This window comes from Massiliimalia massiliensis (genome assembly GCF_900155615.1).
GTDB lineage: Bacteria > Bacillota > Clostridia > Oscillospirales > Ruminococcaceae > Massiliimalia > Massiliimalia massiliensis.
Genome location: NZ_FUHT01000002.1, coordinates 602936 through 623542, shown reverse-complemented (window position 1 = coordinate 623542; position 20607 = coordinate 602936). Strand labels below are relative to the sequence as shown.

The window sequence follows — 20607 nt, the reverse complement described above, 5'->3', positions numbered from 1 at the left end:
CTGTCACTATGACAAAATTAACTTTATAATAGGGAGAAGGAAGTTGTTTTGAAGACAAATTCTAAATATAAATACACCCAAAAGATAGCTTTTGCTTTTTTAGCGCCTTGGTTAATAGGTGTTGTCGTATTTTCCTTGGTTCCCATGATTGCCTCACTGTATTATTCTTTTACCGATTATGATATGTTTAATGCACCTCAATGGGTTGGTATGGGAAACTATATTGAGATGTTTAATGACGCTAGATTTATTCAGTCAGCAAAGGTTACTGCGCATTATGTTGCGTTAGGTGTTCCTTTGCAGTTGATTTTTGCATTGTTTTTAGCAGTTATTATTTCTGATAAAATCCCGGGATTTAAAATATTTCGGGCGGTTTACTATGTCCCATCTTTGTTGGGAGGCAGCGTAGCTATTGCGTTATTATGGAGACAAGTTTTTGGCATAGACGGGCTGTTAAACAACCTTTTATCCTCTCTGGGCTTTACACAATTTGAAAATATATCATGGATCAATAATCCGGGTAGTGCGGTAAACACCTTAATTGTTTTGCTGGTTTGGCAATTTGGATCTTGCATGGTGATTTTTGTATCTGCAATTAAAAATATTCCGGATACACTGTATGAAGCAGCAGAAATAGATGGGGCTGGACCGGTAAAACGCTTTTTCAAAATTACTTTTCCAATGCTTACACCAATCATCTTTTTTAATTTGATTATGCAGTTAATTTCGGCATTTCAAGCATTCACTCCCGCCTTTATTATCGGCAAAGGAACAGGTGGTTTCAGGGACTCCATTTTATTTTATACGCTGTATTTATATTTTAAAGGATTTACTCAGTATGAAATGGGATACGCCTCTGCGATGGCTTGGTTTTTATTAATTGTGGTCGGACTTCTAACATTAGTGTTATTTGGAACTTCAAAGTTTTGGGTACATTATGATGATTAAGGGTGTATTGACCGCTTATTGGAAGGGAAAAGAGCTATGAAGAAAACACGAAACCAAATCAGAATAATTATATCATTTATTTTATTATTATTAGGTGCAATCATTATGTTGTATCCTTTAATCTGGATGATTTCCAGTTCCTTTAAACCTGAAGAACTAATTTTTAAAGATATGGGACTATTCCCTTCTGAAGTTACCTTTGAAAATTATATAAAGGGGTGGAATGGATTGTCAGGGACCAGTTTTGGACTGTTTTTTAAAAATACTATCATATTAGTTATTTTTTGTATTATTGGCAATCTAGTTTCCTGTTCTTTAGCAGGATTTGCATTTGCTCGTCTCCGCTTTAGAGGAAGCAATCTTTTGTTCTCGATATTGATTGTTACAATGATGTTGCCGTTTCATGTTGTTCTAATTCCTAGATTTATCATGTTTAATGCTTTAGGTTGGACAAATACTTTTCTTCCTTTAATTGTACCAAAGTTTTTAGCTACAGAAGGCTTTTTCTGTTTTATGTTAGTTCAGTTTATGCGTGGCATACCAAGAGATTTAGATGAGGCAGCAATGATTGATGGATGCGGTGTGTTTTCTATTTATTTAAAAATCATTATGCCATTATGTAAATCTCCACTGACTTTGGTAGCTGTATTTACCTTGATTTGGACTTGGAATGATTTCTTTAGTCAGCTAATTTATATTGGAGACCCGCATCTATTTACGATTGCATTGGGATTAAGGACATTTATCGATTCAACAGGTGATTCTAACTATGGACAACTATTTGCAATGTCAACGCTGTCTCTGCTGCCAATTATTATTGTGTTTATCTTCGCACAGAAACAACTAATAGCAGGGGTTGCTACACAGGGGTTGAAAGGATAGGTGAAAATTATGATTGTAAAATCTTTGTCAGACTGTATTACTTTAAATAATGGAATTCATATTCCTCAACTTGGATTAGGGGTGTGGAGAGCCAAAGATGGTGAAGAAACAGAAAAGGCTGTAAAGTGGGCATTAGAAGCCGGGTATAGAAGTATTGACACCGCTTCTTATTATCAAAACGAGGAAAGCGTTGGAAGAGCTATCCGTCAAAGCGGGATAAATAGACAAGATATTTTTATTACCACAAAAGCATGGAATAACGAACAGGGTTATGAAAACGTATTGCAGGCCTTTGAACGCAGCCGTAAAAGGTTAGGTGTGGAGTATATTGATTTATACTTAGAGCATTTTCCGGTTACTGATAAATTTTTAGATACATGGAAAGCAATGGAAAAATTGTATAAAGAGGGATATGTACGTGCAATCGGAGTCAGTAATTTTCACGCTCATCATTTAGATGCGCTTCTATCCCATTGTCAGATTAAGCCTGTAGTCAATCAGATAGAACGACATCCCTATTTAACACAGCAAAATATGTTAAGCTATAACTCGGCTCATGATATACAAACGGAAGCTTGGGCACCCATTGCGAAAGGGAATGTTTTGCAGGAAAATATTGTTGTAAAACTCTCTAAAAAATATCAAAAGACTCCAGCGCAAGTGGTTCTCCGCTGGAATTTACAGTCTGGTGTGGTTATTATTCCAAAGTCTGTACATAAAGAAAGAATTATTGAAAACTCCTTAATTTTTGATTTTGAATTAACAGAACAAGAAATGGAGGCAATCAATAATTTGGAACGAAATGGACGAATTGGAACAGATCCTGATGACATGATCTATGAATAAGGAGTAATTATAATGGAAAACGTGATAAAAACAGTATTGGCAACAGTGCCTTACGATGGATGGTATTGGGAAGAGTTAGAAAAAGCGTTGAAACCTGCAACCATATTACATGTTGCTGCAAATGATAAAGTTGGTATCTCAGAGGCATTAAAAGAAGCCGATGTGGCAATTTTAGGCGGAAACCTAAACCAGCAGATCATCGATGAAGGAAAACATCTAAAATGGATCCACTGTGATTTGGGTGGAATCAACGATTCTGCAAAGCCGCAGATTTTTGAAAGAGGGATTAAACTGACAGGTTCCGCAGGCCGTTCCGGACCGGTGCTGGCGGAACATACCTTTTTCCTGATCCTATCATTGATCTATAAGATGCATGATGTCAGCAGACAACAGAAAGAGCATATCTGGGGCGGAACAATGTATGTAGATGACCGTGGAATCTATGGCAAGACCATAGGCATAGTAGGGCTTGGATATACTGGAACAGAGGTGGCAAAACGCGCCAAGGCTTTTGGTATGACCGTGCTGGGGTATGACCGGAGCAGAGCTGTTGTTCCGGAGAGTGTTGACAAAATGTATGGTGCGGAGGAAGGCGACGAGCTGAAAGAAATGCTGAAAGAATGTGACATTGTCGTTGTTGCAATCCGCTTGAGTGATGAAACTTATCATATGTTTGATAGAAAAGCATTTGAAGCAATGAAATCCACCGCACTGTTCATTAACATGGCGAGAGGCCCTATTGTTGATGAACCAGCCTTGGTCGAAGCGCTGAAAACCGGAAAAATTGCCGGAGCAGGTTGTGATACCTTTGAGAAGGAACCTCTCCCGGCGGACAGCCCGCTGTGGGATCTTCCCAATATGATCATTACACCACACTGCACCCCGGAAATGCCTGATATGCGTGCAAACTGCCTGCGCATCATCTGTGATAATATTCGACGATACCGAGCCGGAGAACCTTTGGTGAACCAGTTAGAACCGCGGGATGTCTATACCAAATAATTGGCGGGATAAGTAAGGATAAGAGGTGGGAAAATGGTTCAGATAATTTGTCCCCAAAATTGGGAATTGTCCCAATATGGCCGGGAATTGCCTGACCACACCCGGCCTGAAGCGATTCAAGATCGTTTCCAAGCAACAGTGCCGGGCTGTGTCCATTACGATTTGATGGAACATGGAAGGTTAAAAAACCCATATGCAAGCACGCAGGCCGCCTTTGACGCCGCATGGGTGGCCAAAAGCGACTGGTTGTATGAAACAAAATTCGATGCCCCGGAACGGTTGGAACGGTATCCATTTTCTGTTTTAAAGGTATATGGGATCGATACGTTTTCAGAAATCTGGCTAAACGGTCATCTGATTGGAGAAACACGCAATGCGTATCAAAATTATGAATTTACGGTACCAACAGAGCTGTTTATTCCTAAAGGAAACCTGTTGCAAATTCGAGTAAAAGCACATGAACGAATGGTAGAAAACAAACTAGAGGCGGCCAAACGACTAAAGCGCGGAAATGCGATTGAGGGAATGCTGGGGAAATCTTTAATACGCAGATATCAGCGTAGTTTTTTTACAACTTCCAGTCTGCTAAATCTAGGTACAGGTGTCCTGGGAATCGGCATCTATCGACCGATAGAACTGCGGTTTTACTCAGCAGCTTTCTTAACAGATGTTGCTTTTTCCACAAACCGTCTGGAGCAGGGGAAGGCGTTTGGAATTGTTGAAATTTCTCTTGCACATCCAACCAACCTTACAGAACTTTTGTTAGAGTTATTGGATCAATCAGGAAAAACGGTTTGGAAGTTTCAGGGGGCGGCGCAGGAATTTCAAAAAATAGCGATAGAATTGGAACAGCCCCATCTGTGGTGGCCTGTGGGATATGGGGAAGCATATTTGTATACGCTCAAGGCGAGCGTAATCGAAATGGATAAAACAGTAGATCAGGTTTCCAGACAAGTCGGAATTCGTACGACAGAAATCGTACGGGAAACAGACACCGGACGAAAAACTTTTTACTTTAGGATTAACGGAAAGCGTATCTTTGTAAAGGGACAAAACTATATCCCAATGGATTACCTCAAGGTTTATAGCACTGAGGAACGATATCAAAATATGTTCCAGTTGATTGAAAACAGTCATGTAAACCTGATCCGCATGTGGGGCGGGGGAGCCATGGAAAATCAGTCATTTTACGATACCTGTGATGAAAAGGGTATCTTGATTTGGCAGGATTTCTTTTTACACAGCAACGTATACCCGGATTACGACCCGGAATTTGTCTCGGATTTTGTTACAGAAATTGAATGCATCATCAAACACATCCGTTCACATCCCTGCTTGTGCATAATCTGCGGCGGAAACGAACAACAGGAAGGTTGGGACGAATGGGGAATGCAGCAGGAACTAGACCAATTTTATGGAATTTCTCTGCCGCTTACCTATACCCCTCCGGTAGTGGAACGACTATGCGGAAATATCCCATATATCTACAATTCCCCTCATGGCGGAAAACATGCGCAATCGCCTGTAGAGGGGGAATCCCACAACTGGGGAAGCTACTATAATGCCGGTAAGGACCCTACCTTTGTCACAGAGACCTGCTGGACTACAGAAAGCTATTCTCGTCCAAGAACGTTGCAGAAATATATGGATATTGATGTAAAAAAATTTACAGGACAAGGCTGGGGAGAAAAGTGGAAAGCTCTTACTTCACTAGAACTGCAAAATCGTCATCCGTTCAGTTCACTATTTGATTATTCTTCCTTAGAAGCATACCTGTATAATATGGAATTAGAACAGGCGTTGGCGGATTATAATGCATTGAGCCAGTTTCGGTTTAAATCTCCGTCTTGTAACGGAATCGTTTATTGGTCCTGGAATAAAGGTGGTCCGCTGTTCCAGTTTGGCTGTGTAGATTATGGCGGGGAACCATTGATGAGTTATTATTTTATTCAGCGCCTTTATCAGGAAACAGCAGTTTATCCATACCGTGATGTCAGCGATGTACGGATAATGGCATCCCATCATGGACAGGAAGCCAAACAGGTAACGATAGAAGCATATCATTTAAACGGGAAAGGGGAGGTTCTACACAAATGGGAAAAACAGATGATTATTTCTCCGGGACAATTATGTCGTGCTATGGAATTGATTGGTATTTATGACGAGGTGGTGGATAGGACTCAAGAAACCATTTTCGTACGTTTGTTGGAAAAAGGAAAGCCGCTTTCAGAAGATTTATTACTTTTTTGCCCGTACAGTGAACTATTGATTCCGGAGCAGAGGTTATCAGTGTCAATTATAAGAAAAACAGATCAAACCTGTGAGCTTTGCCTTAAGACTGATACCTTGATTCAGATGGTACAGATCGAGGGGATCACAAATATTATGTGCAGCAGCAATTATTTTCCAATGCTGCCACATTCTGAAACGACTGTCCAGGTCACATTTTTGGAGCCGACTGTTGAACAACCGGTGATTAAGGTGGGGGCTTTCGGATCCGAAAGGGTGATAGAACTTTCTATAAAAGATGAGGAAAGGAATTGATTATGATGAAGATTGGATTTATTGGTTTGGGAATCATGGGAAAACCAATGGTTAGAAATCTGTTAAAAAGCGGCTATACTGTTATTTGTAATGATATTCAAAAAGATGCAGTAGAAGAAATGGTGTGTGCAGGCGCACAAGAGGCAGAAAATGCTGCTCAGGTGACAAAAGAATGTGATCTCATCATTACTATGCTGCCAAATTCTCCGCAAGTGAAACGGGTTGTTCTCGGGGAACATGGAATCATAGAAGAAGCTGACAAAGGGAAAATATTAGTAGACATGAGTTCCATCGACCCACAGGTGTCTCAGGAAGTGGCAGCTATATTGGGAGAAAAAGGAATGGAAATGATCGACGCCCCGGTAAGCGGCGGAGAGCCAAAAGCGATTGATGGAACTTTGGCAATTATGGCTGGGGGAAAGGAAGAAGTATTCCAAAAAGTAAAACCGGTGCTGTTGTGTATGGGACAAACGGCGACTCTGTGTGGCGATATCGGTGCAGGCAATACGGTAAAATTGGCTAACCAGATTATTGTAGCTCTAAATATTGCTGCTGTTTCAGAGGCCTTCGTTCTGGGAACCAAAGCAGGAGTTGACCCCCATATTATGTTTGAAGCTTTAAAAAATGGGTTGGCGGGAAGTACAGTATTAAATGCAAAAGCCCCATTGATTATGGAGCGAAACTTTAAACCGGGATTTAAAATCGATCTGCATTACAAAGATCTCAATAATGCTTTAGAAGCTGCAAAAGGTCTGTCTGTACCGTTGACCTTGACTGCGCAAGTATTTGAAATTTTAAAAGCTTTAAGAAATGATGGAAAAGGAAACAACGATCATTGCGGTATCGTAGAATACTATGAAAAGCTTTCTAATGTTGAAGTCAAGTAGTTTGAATAGGAGTTAACTTTTGAACCGTCTGATTAGCCTGCTAGAAGTTAACTCCTATTTTGGTTCGATTAATAAACACTTTTCCGCTTTTAGTTTATTGGATACCGGCTTTACAAAAATGATGAAATTATAATACAAACATAAAAATGCATCCGACTTTCGAACTCTACATTAGATTGTAGAGTTTATTTTCTTTTTATAACATTTTTCTTCCATGGCATCGGAAGTTTTGTAATTGTTTGTTCAGTGGGGTCGTTGGGAATTATAGAAGTTCATGTATTCTTTGATAAGCGATTTGCAATTTTCAAAAGAACGGTAAGAAGTACGATGAATTTTTTCTAATAAAGATATTTTAAATAATATTTTAGGAGCTTTCTATGCTGATCAAGAAAAAGGATGGACCTTATTAAATCGAGGTACTGCCATCGGAAGTATACGATTTAATATTGAAGAATTGATACGAGGTCTTTCAGACTGTGATTGTACAGATTTAATCTGCCAAGAAAATCAGCTAAGCAAAAAACTCGAGAAATATCGTCAAATGTTTAGTGTTGCCAAGTATCGTGAAAGCGTAATCAAAGAAAGCAGAACACTTGTTATTGATGATTATTCAGTTGAATCTGATGTCGTTATTAATTCAATTACTGATACAACAGAAATCTATACAGAGAAAACTAAAAAGTAAGCAAATGTGGATAAAAACAGAATTTAATAAAGGTAGTAATACATTAAGTGGCTATATAGCAGAACATTACTATTTGCAGCTTGATCAAAATATGGAGTCTTGTGTTGCCACTGATGGTGATGATACTTTAAGACAGGGAGATGAAGTGGGGGTGGAATACAGAAACAGTTATCATCTATAGTCGAAAAAGCGTTGGAATTGGGAAGGAAAGAACAGCCTCTTCAGGATAGAAAGAAAAACTTAATATAAAAGTGGCAGAGATTTATCGTAAAGAAAAGGAAAATTTTGAAAGAGAAAAGTCATTATATAAGTATGAATACGATTTTTGTTGTGATGTTCTTGGCAGTGGACACTGCAAGAAAGCACATGTCAAGGAAATGGGCCAAGATCTTTGGGAGGAAAATTTAAAAGATACAATTGATGCTGGTACAAAACTGGGGAAAATGAGCATAAAGTAAGACAAGAAATAAGCTTGCAATGGTTAGCATTTATGAGGATTTAGTGGTTTACGATAAAGCGTATGATTTTTTAGTTGAGCAAGCTACTGGATATTCGTGGCTTAATTTGTTTACAGTACAAAATATTATGTCAAAAGTGCGGTATTGTGATAGACTAAAAGCTACTATATATAAACGTCTCCCTAAAGATGATTTATCCGCAGATTATAGACGTGAATTAAAAAAATCAAAGAATTGGTTGGTTCAATATAAACCTCTAATTTAGCTATTTGAAAAGTCCCGAAATCCGCATGATTACTAAATGCCAGTAATTTCGGTCACCAAAGACAAAAACCGGTCATTAGTAATAGTGGCCGGTTTTTTCTGTCATTTCAAAATGATATAAGCTCAAAACAAAGGAGGCGTTTTTATGGAAAATAACTGGAGACAAAAGGCGGGACTGTTCCTGTCAAGTCAGGCAATTTCATTGTTTGGTTCTTCGCTGGTGCAGTATGCGATTATCTGGTATATCACACTGGAAACTCAATCGGGCACAATGACCACGCTGGCAACATTATTTGGTTTCATCCCGCAGGTTTTGATCACCTTATTTGCAGGCGTGTGGGCGGACAGGTACAGCAAAAAAATGCTCATTATTCTGGCGGACGGCGCAATTGCCTGCTCAACCCTAATCATTGCCCTGCTGTTTTTAGCTGGAATTGATTCCATGTGGCTTTTGTTTTTGACTCTGGGAATCCGTTCGCTCGGCAGCGGGATTCAAACGCCTACGACAACCTCTTTTATTCCTGAAATTGTACCGGAGAATAAGCTGATGCGCGTCAATGGCGTAAATTCCACAATCCAGTCGATCATGCTGCTGCTTTCACCTGCGGCGAGCGGAGCACTTCTCGCGAATGTAGAGCTGGGATATATTTTCTTCATTGATGTCATTACAGCAGTAATTGGGATTTCCGTATTCTCCTTTGTGAAGGTAGAACACCGGGACAAAGCGTCGGAAAAAGTTGATTATTTCAGCTCCATCAAAGAGGGCGTGGCCTACACCAAGAACCACAGGCTGGTTTCCCGGATGATGGTTTACCTGGTGCTGTGCAATATCCTGATGGCTCCGCTTGCTCTTTTAACCACCCTGATGGTAACACGCACCTTTGGCTCTGACCCGTGGTATCTGACGCTGAACGAAATTGTATTTTCCGTGGGGAGCATCCTTGGCGGTGTTTTGATTTCATCCTGGGGCGGCTTCCGGAATAAAATCCATACCATCGGCCTGGGCTGCCTGTTATGCGGGACATTCGCGGTTTTGATGGGGCTGCCGTTTCCCTTTGCCGGCTATCTGGCCTGGATGGGGCTGACAGGGATTACGATGCCAATGTTCAATACGCCGTTTATCACCCTGTTCCAGGAGCATGTCGATTCGGATATGCAGGGAAGGGTGTTCTCCCTGATCTCTGTAGTCACCGGCACGATTATGCCGTTGGCCATGGTGGGGTTTGGCCCGCTGGCTGACCGTGTCAAAATAGAATATATCCTGATTGTAACAGGAATCCTGTTTATCATCGGAACGGTTTTCCTGATCCGGGACCGGGAAATCAAAAAGGCATTACAAATGGAAAACGAACGATAATATGATAGGAAACAGCGTTATGGCACCCAGCAGTGCCGCCAATGAAGCCTGCCGGAAAAATAGGCATGACAAAAGCCTGCTAATATGGTATACTTTAGTTAAGGAATCATGCTGAAGAAGGGCATTGAGGGATACTGATCATACGTCTAAGGAGGCTTCTCTCTTGGCTGCAAACAGATTGCGGTAGTGGTATGATTTAAAGTGACTTTACAGAATAGCTGATAAAATGAAATGTGGGAAAGCGGGAAGAACAACATGAAAAAAAGATTATTCAGTGGGATTTTGGCGTTCTTGATGATGCTGACACTGGGAAGCTGCACGGGAAATCATGAGCATGGCCTCTCTGCGGAAGAACCTACAACGATTACGCTCTGGCATTATTATAACGGGGCGCTGAAAAGCGCGTTTGACACCATGGTGGATGAGTTTAATGAGACTGTGGGGAAGGAAAAAGGAATTATCGTAGACGCGTTTGGCCAGGGAAGCGTCAATGACCTGGCAGATGCGGTAGCGGCTTCCGCAAATAAGGATGCAGGGGCAGAGGAACTGCCAGATGTATTTGCCACCTATGTCGATACCGCTCTTGAGCTGGACAAGATGGATCTGCTTGCTCCTCTCGACGATTATTTGACCGGGGAGGAAATAGCGGAATATGTGCCGAGCTATATTGAAGAAGGAAGGCTTGGAGCAGACGGCAAGCTGAAGGTGTTCCCGGTCGCCAAATCAACGGAGCTTCTCATGATCAATAAAACGGCGTTTGAGCCTTTTGCGGCGGCGGCAGGCGTCAGCACAGACGATCTCTCCACATGGGAAGGCCTGGCAGAGGTCGCAGAGAAGTATTATGATTATTCGGGCGGGAAAGCCTTTTTTGGGCGCGACGCCTATGCCAATTATATGATTATCGGAAGCCTGCAGCTCGGTACGGAGCTTTTCAAGGTCGACAAGGGGGAAGTAACGCTGCAGCTAGATAAGGATATTATGCGCCGCTTGTGGGACAATCTGTACGTCCCTTATGTAAACGGATATTTTTCAAAATACGGGCGGTTTGCCACAGATGATGCGAAAACCGGGGATATCATAGCGCTGGTGGGTTCCTCCAGCGGGGCGAGCTATTTCCCGACAGAGGTTTCGGTTAACGACCAGGAAAGCGAGGCTATCGAGTGTATGGTGCTGCCGGTGCCGAACTTTGAGGGAACAGAGCCGTATGCTGTCCAGCAAGGTGCTGGGATGGCTGTTGTCAGGTCTGATGAACAGCATGAATATGCGAGCGTTGTATTTTTGGAATGGTTTACGGAAAAGGAACGGAATACGGAATTTTCATTGATGTCAGCTTATCTGCCGGTAAAGCAGGAGGCGAATGACCCGGATTTGGTTCATTCGGTTATGGAAGGGAAACAGATGGATATTTCTCCAGTTGTGAAAGACTCCATCGAGGTAGGTATCAATCAAGCAAAGGACTATACCCTTTATACCAATAAGGCATTTGATAACGGATACAATGCCCGTCAGATTTTGGAAAACTCCATGCTGGAGCGCGCGCAGGAAAACAGGGCTTTGGTATTGGAAAAGATCGGCCAGGGTGTGCCGCATGATGAAGCGGTGGCCGAGTATCTGACAGACGAACAGTTTGAGCAGTGGTATCAAGAACTTGAAACCATGCTGGATCAAACGCTTAAGGCTTCATAGGCAGCATGACAAGAAACCAGTTTGGAAAGGAAGGATGTTATGGCACGGCTTACCCTGCTGCGGAAACACTCAATCCTTCAAAAGCTGCTGATTCCAATGCTGGTTTTAGTAGCATTGGAATCGGTAATTTTTTTATTGGTATTTTTAGGAAACAACACGATTGACCAGGTGAATGATAGCGCCTATTCGGTTTTAAATTCCGAGGTCTCCTCCAGACGGGATGAGCTGCAGAGAACCATGGTGAACAAATGGGCAAATCTTGAAAATTTTGAATCAGTCATGCAGGAATGTCAAACGCTATACAGGGATTTCCTGGAGGAAAAGAGAACGAATCCCGACGCTGTACTGCAGATCTCCGATCAGGTTGGCAGCAGTCTCCTGACCCTGCTGCGGACGTCCTCCTCCACAGGCGCTTTTGTTGTGATTGGAGGGGAGGCTGAGCAGGAAGGGGAATACCCGGCCTGGTACCTGCGCGACCAAGACCCGCAAACCTTTTCCCTGAAAAACGATGATATCCTGGTAGAGTTCGGTTCGTCTGATCTCAGCAAAAAGTTAAACCTTGCGCTTGATTCCTTCTGGAGTCCTAGGATGAGGCTGGATCAGGCGTCAGACAATAGTCGGTTTTACTATAAAACGGTCGCGGCTGTAAAAAACTACCCGCAGCTTGAGGCAAAGGAGCTCGGGTATTGGAGTCTGCCTTTTGATATGTTCGGAAACAATCAAAAGGTGATTACCTATACCATGCCGCTGATTGACGATCAGGGAAATGCGTTTGGCGTGATTGGAATTGAGGTTTCTGTGGATTACCTTTATAAGCAGATCCCGTACCGGGAGCTGACGGCCTCTGAGGCAGAGGGCGGATATATTATTGCTTGTGAAGGCGAGGACGGAACGCTGAAACCCCTGGTTCAGAGTGGGCCGCTGTTTAAGTGGCTGGTATCCGGAAACAGGCCGCTTTCTCTTTCCGTCATAGATGAGAAATATGAACTGTATGAAATAGAAACAGAGAGCGAAGGCCCGACAGGAACGGTTTTGTCCAGTGCCGCATCACTGAGGCTTTATGACCACAATACGCCCTTTGAAACAGAGCATTGGGTGCTTTTGGGCGTAGTAAACCAAAACGATTTGCTGGCGGTCTCCGGTATACTGAGAACCTCCATTTTCCTGTCCGTTGGGATCGCGCTGTTGCTGAGCCTGATCGGAACTTCTTTTGTCACCTTCAGAGTGACAAAGCCGATCCGTCACCTGGCAAGCGAGCTGCGGCTTTCCTCCCGGGAGGAGCAGGTTTTGCTGCCGAGGATCAATATTGCTGAAATTGACAACCTTTCCCAGGCGATTGAGGATATGAGCGCCAGTGTCATCGCGTTTAATTCCCGGCTTTCTTATATTATCGAGGCGACTGACATCCCGATTGGCGCGTTGGAATATATCCATGAAACAAGGATCATTTATTGTTATGGCCGCATAGGCGAGCTGCTTTGCCTGCCGGCTGAATGCCACGGCAAAACCTTCTTTAAAAAGGAGGACTTTGAACAGCTAGTAAGCCGGTTTTACTCCATCTCCAAAACATATGGAACCCCAGAGGTAAGGACAACCGACGAAGGAGAAATCTCTACTAAGATTATTCAGGTATCCAGGGAAAATGGAGAGAAGAGCTGGCTTAACCTAAAGAAGATCGAAAGCGAAGCAGAAATTTTGATTGTGGCTATGGATATTACCAAAGATATGAACGAGAAGCTGAAGATCGAATATGAGCGGGACTATGACGTTTTGACAAAGCTGTTAAACCGCCGCTCCTTCCGCCGGCTGGCGGTTCGTGCGCTGAAAAAAGAGTCCATTGGAATCGGCGCTATGGTGATGTGGGATTTGGACGACCTGAAATATATCAATGATACCTACGGGCATGACTGCGGAGACCGGTATATTGCAGAGGCGGCAAAGGTGCTGGAAACGCTGGACAGCTGCCGCGCGCTGGTCTCCCGGATTTCCGGGGATGAATTTTTGGCCCTGCTTACCGGCTTTTCTGACAAGGAGTCCCTGTTACAGGCAGTAAAAACAGTACATAAACGGCTGAGCAGTACCAAATTCTGGCTGCCGGACAACCAGGCCCTTCACCTGCGCGCCTCCGCAGGGCTGGCATGGTGCCCGGAAAACGGCACAAATTATGACGAGCTGGCGAGATATGCGGATTTCGCGATGTATGATTCAAAGAAAACTATGAAAGGCGCAATCAAAATTTTTGATCCGGCTGCTTTCCAGAGGGACGCGTTGCTCTTCTCCGGGCAGGAGGGGCTGATCCGGCTTTTTGAACGGCGGGAGGTGCGGTTTGCGTTCCAGCCGATTGCTTCGGTGAAAACGGGAGAGGTCTTTGCCTACGAGGCGTTGATGCGCCCGCAGAGCGATACTATACAGACCGTTTCCGATGTTATCAGACTGTCGCGCGTTCATTCCAAGATGCCGCAGCTTGAAAGCCTGACCTGGACTGGTGCGTTACAGGAGTTCCGATTGCAGAAAGAGGCGTTTGGGGAAGCAAAGCTTTTCATTAATTCCATGCCGAACATCAATCTTTCAAAAAAGACCAGGGATTTTATTTATACAACATATCATGATGACCTGTATCGTGTCGTGCTCGAGATTATCGAAAGTGAACAAACGGACTCGGATTGTATGGCTCTGAAACAACGGGCTATCCACGCTTGGGGCGGTGAGATCGCATTGGACGACTTTGGCACCGGCTACAGCACGGAAACAGCCATGCTTGCCCTGCAGCCGAATTATGTGAAGCTGGATATGGCGATGATCCGCGATATTGACAAGGATATCGCGCGGCAGACGATGGTTAAGCATATTGTCGACTACTCCAGAAGCCAGCATATCCGCTCCATTGCGGAAGGAGTGGAAACCCAAGAGGAGATGCGCACAGTGGTTCGTCTTGGGGTGGATTATATTCAGGGGTATTACCTTGCAAGGCCGGAGCTTGAGGTGAAGGATATTCCACTGGAAAAGAAGCAGCAGCTCCGCCAGGCATATCGGGAGTTTGTGAACGGCGAAACTTAAAGCTCGGGCCGGTTAGCATCCGGCCCGAGCTCTTGTTTTGTAATGAAGTCACAGAAAATAATAGTAAAAAAGGGTAAGATAAATTCAGACAGAAAATTTAATGAGAGAAAGGATCGGTGTCGGAAGATGAAGGTGTGTATTGTCGGCGGCGTTGCGGGAGGCGCGGGTGCAGCGACCAGGCTGCGCAGGCTAGATGAGGAAGCGCAAATCATTCTGTTTGAACGGGGAGAATACATCTCCTATGCGAACTGTGGGCTTCCGTATTATATTGGGAAGGAAATTACGAAAAAGGAAGCACTTCTGGTGACAAAACCGGAGCTGCTTGAAAGCCGTTTTCGAATTGACGTACGGACGATGAGCGAGGTCGTCGCGATCCATCGTGCTGAAAAAATAATTACAGTAAAAAACCACGTGACGGGTGAAACCTATCAGGAGAGCTATGATAAGCTGGTGCTTGCACCCGGCGCCGCGCCAAAACGGCTGCCAGCCGAGGGGGCGGACCTTCCGGGAATTTTCTCTGTCCGTACAGTTAACAACACGCTGGCGATAGATGATTACCTCGAAAAAAATAAATCCTCCTCCGCGGTTGTTGTAGGCGGCGGATTTATCGGCGTGGAAATGGCGGAAAACCTCAGCCGCCGCGGCCTGAAGGTCACATTGGTGGAGCTGGCCAACCAGATTCTTCCGCCGCTTGATCTTGAGATGGCAAATATTCTGCACCGGGAAATGCTTGAAAAGGGGATATCTCTGAAGTTAAATACCGGTGTAGAGAAATTGGAACAATCAGAAACAGGACTTACCGTTAGATTGTCTGACGGTACAAAGCTCCCGGCAGACATGGTTGTCCTGGCGCTGGGCGTGAGCCCTGAAAGCGGTCTTGCAAAGGAGGCGGGCCTTGCTCTTTCTGTAGGCGGGAGCATCCTGACCGATGAGAATTTCCGCACCTCTGATCAGAATATCTATGCGGTTGGAGACGCGATCAGCATTATCAATGGCGTTAGCGGAAAAGAAGCTTTAATTCCATTGGCTGGACCAGCGAACCGTCAGGGACGGAGCGTTGCGGGTAATTTGTTGGGCAAAAACAGCAGCAATGGCAAACAGGTATACGGGAGCTCGGTCGTCCGGGTGTTTGACTATGTAGCCGCCAGCGTCGGGATGAACGAGAAGCAACTGCTCCGGGAGGGAACAGCTTATCATAAGACCTATGTCCATCCGAATTCCCATGCGGGATATTATCCGGGCGCAAAGCAGATCAGCCTGAAAATGCTGTTTGACCCGCAGGGAGTGATCCTTGGCGCGCAGGCGGTCGGCGTGGACGGGGTGGAAAAACAGATCGATGTCATTGCGACCGCGATGAAATTTCATGGTACCGTATACGATCTGGAGGAACTGGAGCTTTGTTATGCGCCGCCCTTCAACTCCGCGAAAAGTCCGGTCAATCTCCTGGGATTTACCGCCGCAAATATCCTGAAAGGAGATATGCCGGTATTCTATGCGGAGGACGTACCGAAGCTTGACCGGGAGCGGGTGACCGTTCTGGATGTCAGCACACCGCCGGAAATCAAGATGGGTACGCTTCCGGATTCAATCAATATTCCGCTGGATGACCTGCGCGGCCGGCTGAATGAGCTCGATCCTCAAAAACCGGTTTACCTTACCTGCCGGGTGGGACTTCGCGGAAATGTAGCAGCCAGAATCCTGCTGCAGCATGGCTATCAGGCCTATAATCTCAGCGGCGGCTATAAAACCTACAGCCTGCTCAACCTGGATCTCGGCAGGATCGGGCCGAAAGCATCCCAGAAGTGCCGGGCGGATGGGATTTCCTTAGAAGTAGATGCGCGCGGGCTGCAGTGCCCGGCTCCGATCTGCAAGGTGGAAGAAGGAATGCGAAAGCTGCGGGACGGCGAACGGCTTCATATCAGTGCCAGCGATCCGGCATTCGGATCGGATATGGAAGCTTGGTGCGATAAAACCGGCAACACATTGATTGAGCGCGGCAGTAACCACGGCGTTTTTGAAGCTGTGCTGGAAAAAGGGAAAAAATAAGAATCTCGGATTGAAACGATCTAAAAAAAATAGAGACACAGCCTGCCGATTTCCGGCAGGCTGTGTCTCTATTTACAGAAAAAGGCGGTGGGAGCGTAGTAGGTGCAGGCTGTAATCTTTCCGGAAAGCTCCAGAAACAGCCGGACTGTTTCTGCCTTGGGCGGAACCGGAAACCGTATCAGGATTGGCTGGAATTGGGCGGTGATATAATTGCCGATTGGATGCTTCAGGGTATGAAGCAGGCTGCCGGAAGCATCGTAAAACTGCGCGCCCAGGATGACGCTTTGTGATTCAATTGCCCGGATACGGTAGCCCCAGCGGATCGCCCTCTGTCCCTTTACCGGAAGCATAGGCTCATACCGGTCAACCACAGTTCCTGTATCTCCGGCGGTGAGCGTTAAACTGCGCGTGCGGTAACCCTGCATCGAAAATACGTCGGCCGCTGGGCCGTTATTTTCGAAATAGCTGGTTTTCCCGCTTTGGTCAGTATACCATCGGGAATTTCTGATTAAATTTCTCATTTCAATACCAGGCCTTTGCCGAACAAAGGCTTCCTTTCTTCTGCTTTGAGATGGTTGGATTCTGCCTCCTGCCGTTTGATGCTTTACAGCAGCGGCGGCACAACGATTCATTTCATTCTATGAGGAAAGGAAAAGTTTCGCCCCTCTTCTGCAACTTTCGTTGCAGAAGGAATGGATTTGTGCTATATTGGAACTAGAACAGGGGAACCCGTTTGGAGGCCCCTTCTTTTAAACGGTTGTAATTTCACCAGAAAGGTGCGTCATACAGATGGAAAAGAAAAAAACCGTCTTTCATAAAAAATGGTTCCGCAGGGGAATGATTCTCTTTTTCTCTGTGATTGCCGCCGGTATTTTGCTGGTTGCGGGAACGAACCTTTATATGATCTCTTCTGTGAAAGGTCGGATTCTGACAGCAGAGGAAGCGGCCGGCTTGGACGCCGACTGCATCCTGGTGCTGGGGTGCGGAGTCAGCGAAAGCGGGATGCCGAGCCCGGTATTGTCTGACCGTCTGAACAGAGGGATTGACCTTTATGAAGCCGGAGCTTCCCAAAAGCTGCTGATGAGCGGAGACCATGGGCGGACAAACTATGATGAAGTGAATGCAATGAAAAATTATGCGATTGACCGGGGCATTCCGTCTGAAAATGTCTTTATGGATCATGCGGGCTTCTCAACCTACGAGAGCATGTACCGCGCGCGCGATATTTTCCGGGCGGAAAAGATTGTAATTGTTTCCCAGGAATACCATCTGGCACGTTCTGTCTATCTGGCGAAGGCGCTCGGTTTGGACGCCTATGGCGTAGCGGCGGACGACCGCGCTTATTATGGCAGGTGGAAGATGGACGTTCGGGAGGCGCTGGCGCGGTCAAAGGACTTTTTCAGCGCAGTAATCCAGCCTGAGCCGACCTATCTGGGCGAAGCGATTCCGGTCAGCGGAAACGGGGACTTGACAAACGACAAATAAAAACATGAAAAAAAGGCGGGGATTCAAACCTGCAAAGGCAGGAGAAAGGATGCTGAGGAAATGAAAGTTTTATTGGTAAACGGCAGTACCCGAAAAAAGGGATGTACGGCAACCGCGCTTCAGGAGATTGAAATACAGCTCCACGCGGAAGGAATTGAAACAGAATGGTTCCAGATCGGGAACCGCGTTCTTCGAGGCTGTACTGGATGCGAGATGTGCCATAAAAAACGGGAGAACCTGTGTGTTTACGGAGACGACGATGGGGTAAACGAGCTGATTAGGAAGGCTGCGGAGTGCGACGGCTATGTGTTTGGAACACCAGTTCACTATGCGGCGGCTTGTGGGTCGATCACCTCGCTGCTTGACCGGGCGTTTTACGCCTCCTCCAAAACATTTGCCTTTAAGCCGGCGGCCTGTATTGCGAGCTGCCGCAGGGCGGGTTCTACGGCGGCGCTGGAACAGCTTATGAAATACCCGGCTATCAATAATATGCCTGTGGTGTCATCCCAGTACTGGAATATGGTGCATGGGAATACGCCGGAGGAGGTGCGCCAGGATATGGAAGGGATGCAGATCATGCGCACGCTGGGCAGAAATATGGCCTGGATGCTCAAGCTGATAGAGCTGGGCAAGGAAAACGGCCTGGAGCATCCGCAACTGGAAAAAAGACAATGGACAAACTTTATCCGGTAGAAAGAGAAATAAAAAGGGCAGTGCAGCCAAATAAGGCTGCACTGCCCTTTTTCGTTTTGTCAAAGCGGGTGATTAAGCCAGACCGCAATCGTCGTAATCCTTCCATTTTTCGTGATAGGCGCGGTCGCTCAGGAAGCGGTAAACCAGATAAAGCGCGGCTACAACCAGCGTCACCATTCCCAGCACCAGAGATACGATAGAAAAAGCATTTGTTTTCTTCTTTTTGACAGGATATGTTTTTTTTTCAGAAGATGTGGTTGTTTCAGAAAAAATCATTTTATCTTCCATAGCTGAAGCCTCTTTTCTTAAATCCTTTATCTATAATATAGTCGACTTTTGAAAGCGTGTCAACAAAATGAGGGGAAATTTACAAAATATTTAAGGAAAAAGGGCAGAAAAAAACAGACCACAAAAGCTGTTGGGTGAGAGGAAGCTTTTCGGTCTGCCTTTAATTTCTTATGCGTTTGTTTTGTTCAATTTCACAGCAAGCTGGGATTTTTTTCTCGCAGCAGTGTTTTTGTGCATTAAACCTTTTGCGCAAGCCTGGTCGATGCGTTTGATCGCAGCGGTAACAGCCTCCGCTCTATTTTCAGCGTTGGTATCAATCGCGGCATTTGCAGATTTCACAACCGTTTTCAGGTTGGATTTTAACGCTTTATTTCTAGCAGCTTTGGTTTTGTTTACGAGAACTCTTTTCTTTGCGGATTTAATATTCGGCATTACAGGCACCTCCTTAACATAAAACCCTTGTTTTTACACAAAATAGTTTTGAATCTTTTCCATAATCTAATTGAGACACGTTTAGACTATGACAGCAACTAATATCTTATCATCTTTTTTGCAAGAATGCAAGTGTTTTTGCCGAAAAAATTTCAGTTTGGAGGATTTATATGAGCATCAGAACGGATTTGGCGATTGAATGTATTGATTTTGCCGGAGAAACGCTTCCACAGGGTATCATTACCAATGAGAAAAACGAAAACGGCATGACGATTACCGCAGTGGAGATAAAGGAGGAAGAGGCGGCGAACAGGATCGGAAAACCGGTTGGACATTATGTGACAATTGAAACAGACGGATTTGAAGCCGCCGCTCCAAATTTTGAAGCACAGGTGGAAACTGTGGCGGAACAGCTAAGGCCGTTCCTGCCTGAAGCCGGGAATTCCTATCTCGTTGTAGGGCTGGGCAATTCTCAGATTACGCCGGATGCTCTAGGGCCATTGGCAGTCCGCTATATGCTTACTACCCGGCATATCAGCGGAGAGCTGGCAAAACAGATCGGCCTGCCTGAGCTTGCTCCGGTCAGCGCGCTCGCACCGGGTGTGCTGGGGCAGACCGGGATGGAGAGCGCCGAAATCATCACTGCTTTATGCGAACAAACCAAGCCGGACTTGGTTGTTGCGGTAGACGCGCTGGCAGCCGGGAGACTTACACGGCTCGGCACCACGATCCAGGTTTCGGATACCGGTATTTCTCCGGGCTCCGGAGTGCTCAACAAACGGAAGGAGCTCAGCAAGGCAACGCTCGGCGTGCCGGTACTTTCCATCGGCGTGCCGACAGTGGTAGACCTGAACACCATCTGCCAGGGGGCGCAGGAGAAAGGCCAGGCGGAGAAAAGCATGATGGTCACGCCCCGTGAAATCGACACACTCATAGAGCATGCGGCAAAAACAATCGCTTACGCGCTCAACCGAACCTTCCAGCCCGGTCTTTCCCTGGAAGAGATTGCGGCGCTGACAGCATAATCCTTTCGGTCCCGACATAAAA

19 protein-coding genes are annotated in these 20607 nt (G+C 45.3%); 15 read left to right on the top strand and 4 right to left on the bottom strand.

Annotated elements, in window-relative coordinates; translation table 11 throughout:
* Window positions 1-48: 48 nt before the first annotated feature.
* The 6 genes from CZ360_RS03005 to garR are packed head-to-tail and all read left to right on the top strand — an operon-like array spanning window position 49 to window position 7109.
* Window positions 49-948, top strand: coding sequence for a carbohydrate ABC transporter permease (locus tag CZ360_RS03005; protein ID WP_229407971.1), 900 nt, complete (start codon window positions 49-51; stop codon window positions 946-948).
* Between the two features lie 36 nt (window positions 949-984).
* Entirely contained in the window at window positions 985-1830 is an 846-nt protein-coding gene (locus CZ360_RS03000) for a carbohydrate ABC transporter permease (protein ID WP_077532695.1), read from the top strand.
* A 9-nt stretch (window positions 1831-1839) separates the two neighbouring features.
* Window positions 1840-2676: an aldo/keto reductase gene (locus tag CZ360_RS02995; RefSeq protein WP_077532694.1), complete on the top strand. Its 837-nt coding sequence runs from the start codon at window positions 1840-1842 to the stop codon at window positions 2674-2676.
* Between the two features lie 12 nt (window positions 2677-2688).
* Window positions 2689-3678, top strand: coding sequence for a D-2-hydroxyacid dehydrogenase (locus CZ360_RS02990; RefSeq protein ID WP_077532693.1), 990 nt, complete (start codon window positions 2689-2691; stop codon window positions 3676-3678).
* A gap of 33 nt (window positions 3679-3711) precedes the next feature.
* Window positions 3712-6222 (top strand): glycoside hydrolase family 2 protein, encoded by a 2511-nt coding sequence (locus CZ360_RS02985; RefSeq protein ID WP_077532692.1) that lies wholly within the window; start codon window positions 3712-3714, stop codon window positions 6220-6222.
* Between the two features lie 5 nt (window positions 6223-6227).
* Entirely contained in the window at window positions 6228-7109 is an 882-nt protein-coding gene (garR, locus tag CZ360_RS02980) for a 2-hydroxy-3-oxopropionate reductase (RefSeq protein WP_077532914.1), read from the top strand.
* A 243-nt stretch (window positions 7110-7352) separates the two neighbouring features.
* Here the strand turns inward: garR and CZ360_RS14330 are convergent, their stop codons facing one another.
* Entirely contained in the window at window positions 7353-7442 is a 90-nt protein-coding gene (locus CZ360_RS14330) for a hypothetical protein (protein ID WP_407656935.1), read from the bottom strand.
* Window positions 7443-7708: 266 nt separating this feature from the next.
* Between CZ360_RS14330 and CZ360_RS02970 the strand changes: the two genes are divergently transcribed.
* From CZ360_RS02970 to CZ360_RS02945, 6 genes are all read left to right on the top strand, one after another.
* Window positions 7709-7975, top strand: coding sequence for a hypothetical protein (locus CZ360_RS02970; RefSeq protein WP_159438084.1), 267 nt, complete (start codon window positions 7709-7711; stop codon window positions 7973-7975).
* A gap of 70 nt (window positions 7976-8045) precedes the next feature.
* On the top strand, window positions 8046-8252 hold the full coding sequence (locus tag CZ360_RS02965) for a hypothetical protein (RefSeq protein ID WP_077532690.1): 207 nt from the start codon (window positions 8046-8048) through the stop codon (window positions 8250-8252).
* A gap of 409 nt (window positions 8253-8661) precedes the next feature.
* Window positions 8662-9873: an MFS transporter gene (locus tag CZ360_RS02960; RefSeq protein WP_077532689.1), complete on the top strand. Its 1212-nt coding sequence runs from the start codon at window positions 8662-8664 to the stop codon at window positions 9871-9873.
* A gap of 255 nt (window positions 9874-10128) precedes the next feature.
* Window positions 10129-11559: an extracellular solute-binding protein gene (locus CZ360_RS02955; RefSeq protein ID WP_077532688.1), complete on the top strand. Its 1431-nt coding sequence runs from the start codon at window positions 10129-10131 to the stop codon at window positions 11557-11559.
* Between the two features lie 39 nt (window positions 11560-11598).
* Window positions 11599-14616, top strand: a complete 3018-nt coding sequence (locus CZ360_RS02950; protein WP_077532687.1) for an EAL domain-containing protein — start codon at window positions 11599-11601, stop codon at window positions 14614-14616.
* Window positions 14617-14742: 126 nt separating this feature from the next.
* On the top strand, window positions 14743-16662 hold the full coding sequence (locus CZ360_RS02945) for an FAD-dependent oxidoreductase (protein WP_159438083.1): 1920 nt from the start codon (window positions 14743-14745) through the stop codon (window positions 16660-16662).
* Window positions 16663-16730: 68 nt separating this feature from the next.
* Here CZ360_RS02945 and CZ360_RS02940 read toward each other — a convergent pair whose 3' ends face one another.
* Window positions 16731-17183, bottom strand: coding sequence for a hypothetical protein (locus CZ360_RS02940; RefSeq protein WP_077532685.1), 453 nt, complete (start codon window positions 17181-17183; stop codon window positions 16731-16733).
* A gap of 268 nt (window positions 17184-17451) precedes the next feature.
* Between CZ360_RS02940 and CZ360_RS02935 the strand changes: the two genes are divergently transcribed.
* Both CZ360_RS02935 and CZ360_RS02930 read left to right on the top strand, forming a co-directional pair.
* Window positions 17452-18147, top strand: coding sequence for a SanA/YdcF family protein (locus CZ360_RS02935; RefSeq protein WP_077532684.1), 696 nt, complete (start codon window positions 17452-17454; stop codon window positions 18145-18147).
* A gap of 60 nt (window positions 18148-18207) precedes the next feature.
* On the top strand, window positions 18208-18840 hold the full coding sequence (locus CZ360_RS02930; RefSeq protein ID WP_077532683.1) for a flavodoxin family protein: 633 nt from the start codon (window positions 18208-18210) through the stop codon (window positions 18838-18840).
* A 72-nt stretch (window positions 18841-18912) separates the two neighbouring features.
* Here CZ360_RS02930 and CZ360_RS02925 read toward each other — a convergent pair whose 3' ends face one another.
* Window positions 18913-19128, bottom strand: a complete 216-nt coding sequence (locus tag CZ360_RS02925) for a hypothetical protein (protein WP_077532682.1) — start codon at window positions 19126-19128, stop codon at window positions 18913-18915.
* 168 nt (window positions 19129-19296) lie between these two features.
* A complete protein-coding gene (gene rpsT / locus CZ360_RS02920; RefSeq protein ID WP_077532681.1) occupies window positions 19297-19560 on the bottom strand; it encodes a 30S ribosomal protein S20 in 264 nt (87 codons plus the stop codon).
* A gap of 170 nt (window positions 19561-19730) precedes the next feature.
* On the opposite strand from rpsT, the gene gpr reads away from it, so the two are divergent.
* Window positions 19731-20585: a GPR endopeptidase gene (gene gpr, locus CZ360_RS02915; RefSeq protein ID WP_077532680.1), complete on the top strand. Its 855-nt coding sequence runs from the start codon at window positions 19731-19733 to the stop codon at window positions 20583-20585.
* The last annotated feature ends 22 nt before the right edge of the window (window positions 20586-20607 follow it).

Bases quoted from the DNA above. Each gene is read 5' to 3' on its own strand.
- CZ360_RS03000 (WP_077532695.1), top strand. From the start codon at position 985: ATGAAGAAAACACGAAACCAAATCAGAATAATTATATCATTTATTTTA.
- CZ360_RS02995 (WP_077532694.1), top strand. From the start codon at position 1,840: ATGATTGTAAAATCTTTGTCAGACTGTATTACTTTAAATAATGGAATT.
- CZ360_RS02990 (WP_077532693.1), top strand. From the start codon at position 2,689: ATGGAAAACGTGATAAAAACAGTATTGGCAACAGTGCCTTACGATGGA.
- CZ360_RS02985 (WP_077532692.1), top strand. From the start codon at position 3,712: ATGGTTCAGATAATTTGTCCCCAAAATTGGGAATTGTCCCAATATGGC.
- garR (WP_077532914.1), top strand. From the start codon at position 6,228: ATGAAGATTGGATTTATTGGTTTGGGAATCATGGGAAAACCAATGGTT.
- CZ360_RS02960 (WP_077532689.1), top strand. From the start codon at position 8,662: ATGGAAAATAACTGGAGACAAAAGGCGGGACTGTTCCTGTCAAGTCAG.
- CZ360_RS02955 (WP_077532688.1), top strand. From the start codon at position 10,129: ATGAAAAAAAGATTATTCAGTGGGATTTTGGCGTTCTTGATGATGCTG.
- CZ360_RS02950 (WP_077532687.1), top strand. From the start codon at position 11,599: ATGGCACGGCTTACCCTGCTGCGGAAACACTCAATCCTTCAAAAGCTG.
- CZ360_RS02945 (WP_159438083.1), top strand. From the start codon at position 14,743: ATGAAGGTGTGTATTGTCGGCGGCGTTGCGGGAGGCGCGGGTGCAGCG.
- CZ360_RS02940 (WP_077532685.1), bottom strand. From the start codon at position 17,183: ATGAGAAATTTAATCAGAAATTCCCGATGGTATACTGACCAAAGCGGG.
- CZ360_RS02935 (WP_077532684.1), top strand. From the start codon at position 17,452: ATGGAAAAGAAAAAAACCGTCTTTCATAAAAAATGGTTCCGCAGGGGA.
- CZ360_RS02930 (WP_077532683.1), top strand. From the start codon at position 18,208: ATGAAAGTTTTATTGGTAAACGGCAGTACCCGAAAAAAGGGATGTACG.
- CZ360_RS02925 (WP_077532682.1), bottom strand. From the start codon at position 19,128: ATGGAAGATAAAATGATTTTTTCTGAAACAACCACATCTTCTGAAAAA.
- rpsT (WP_077532681.1), bottom strand. From the start codon at position 19,560: ATGCCGAATATTAAATCCGCAAAGAAAAGAGTTCTCGTAAACAAAACC.
- gpr (WP_077532680.1), top strand. From the start codon at position 19,731: ATGAGCATCAGAACGGATTTGGCGATTGAATGTATTGATTTTGCCGGA.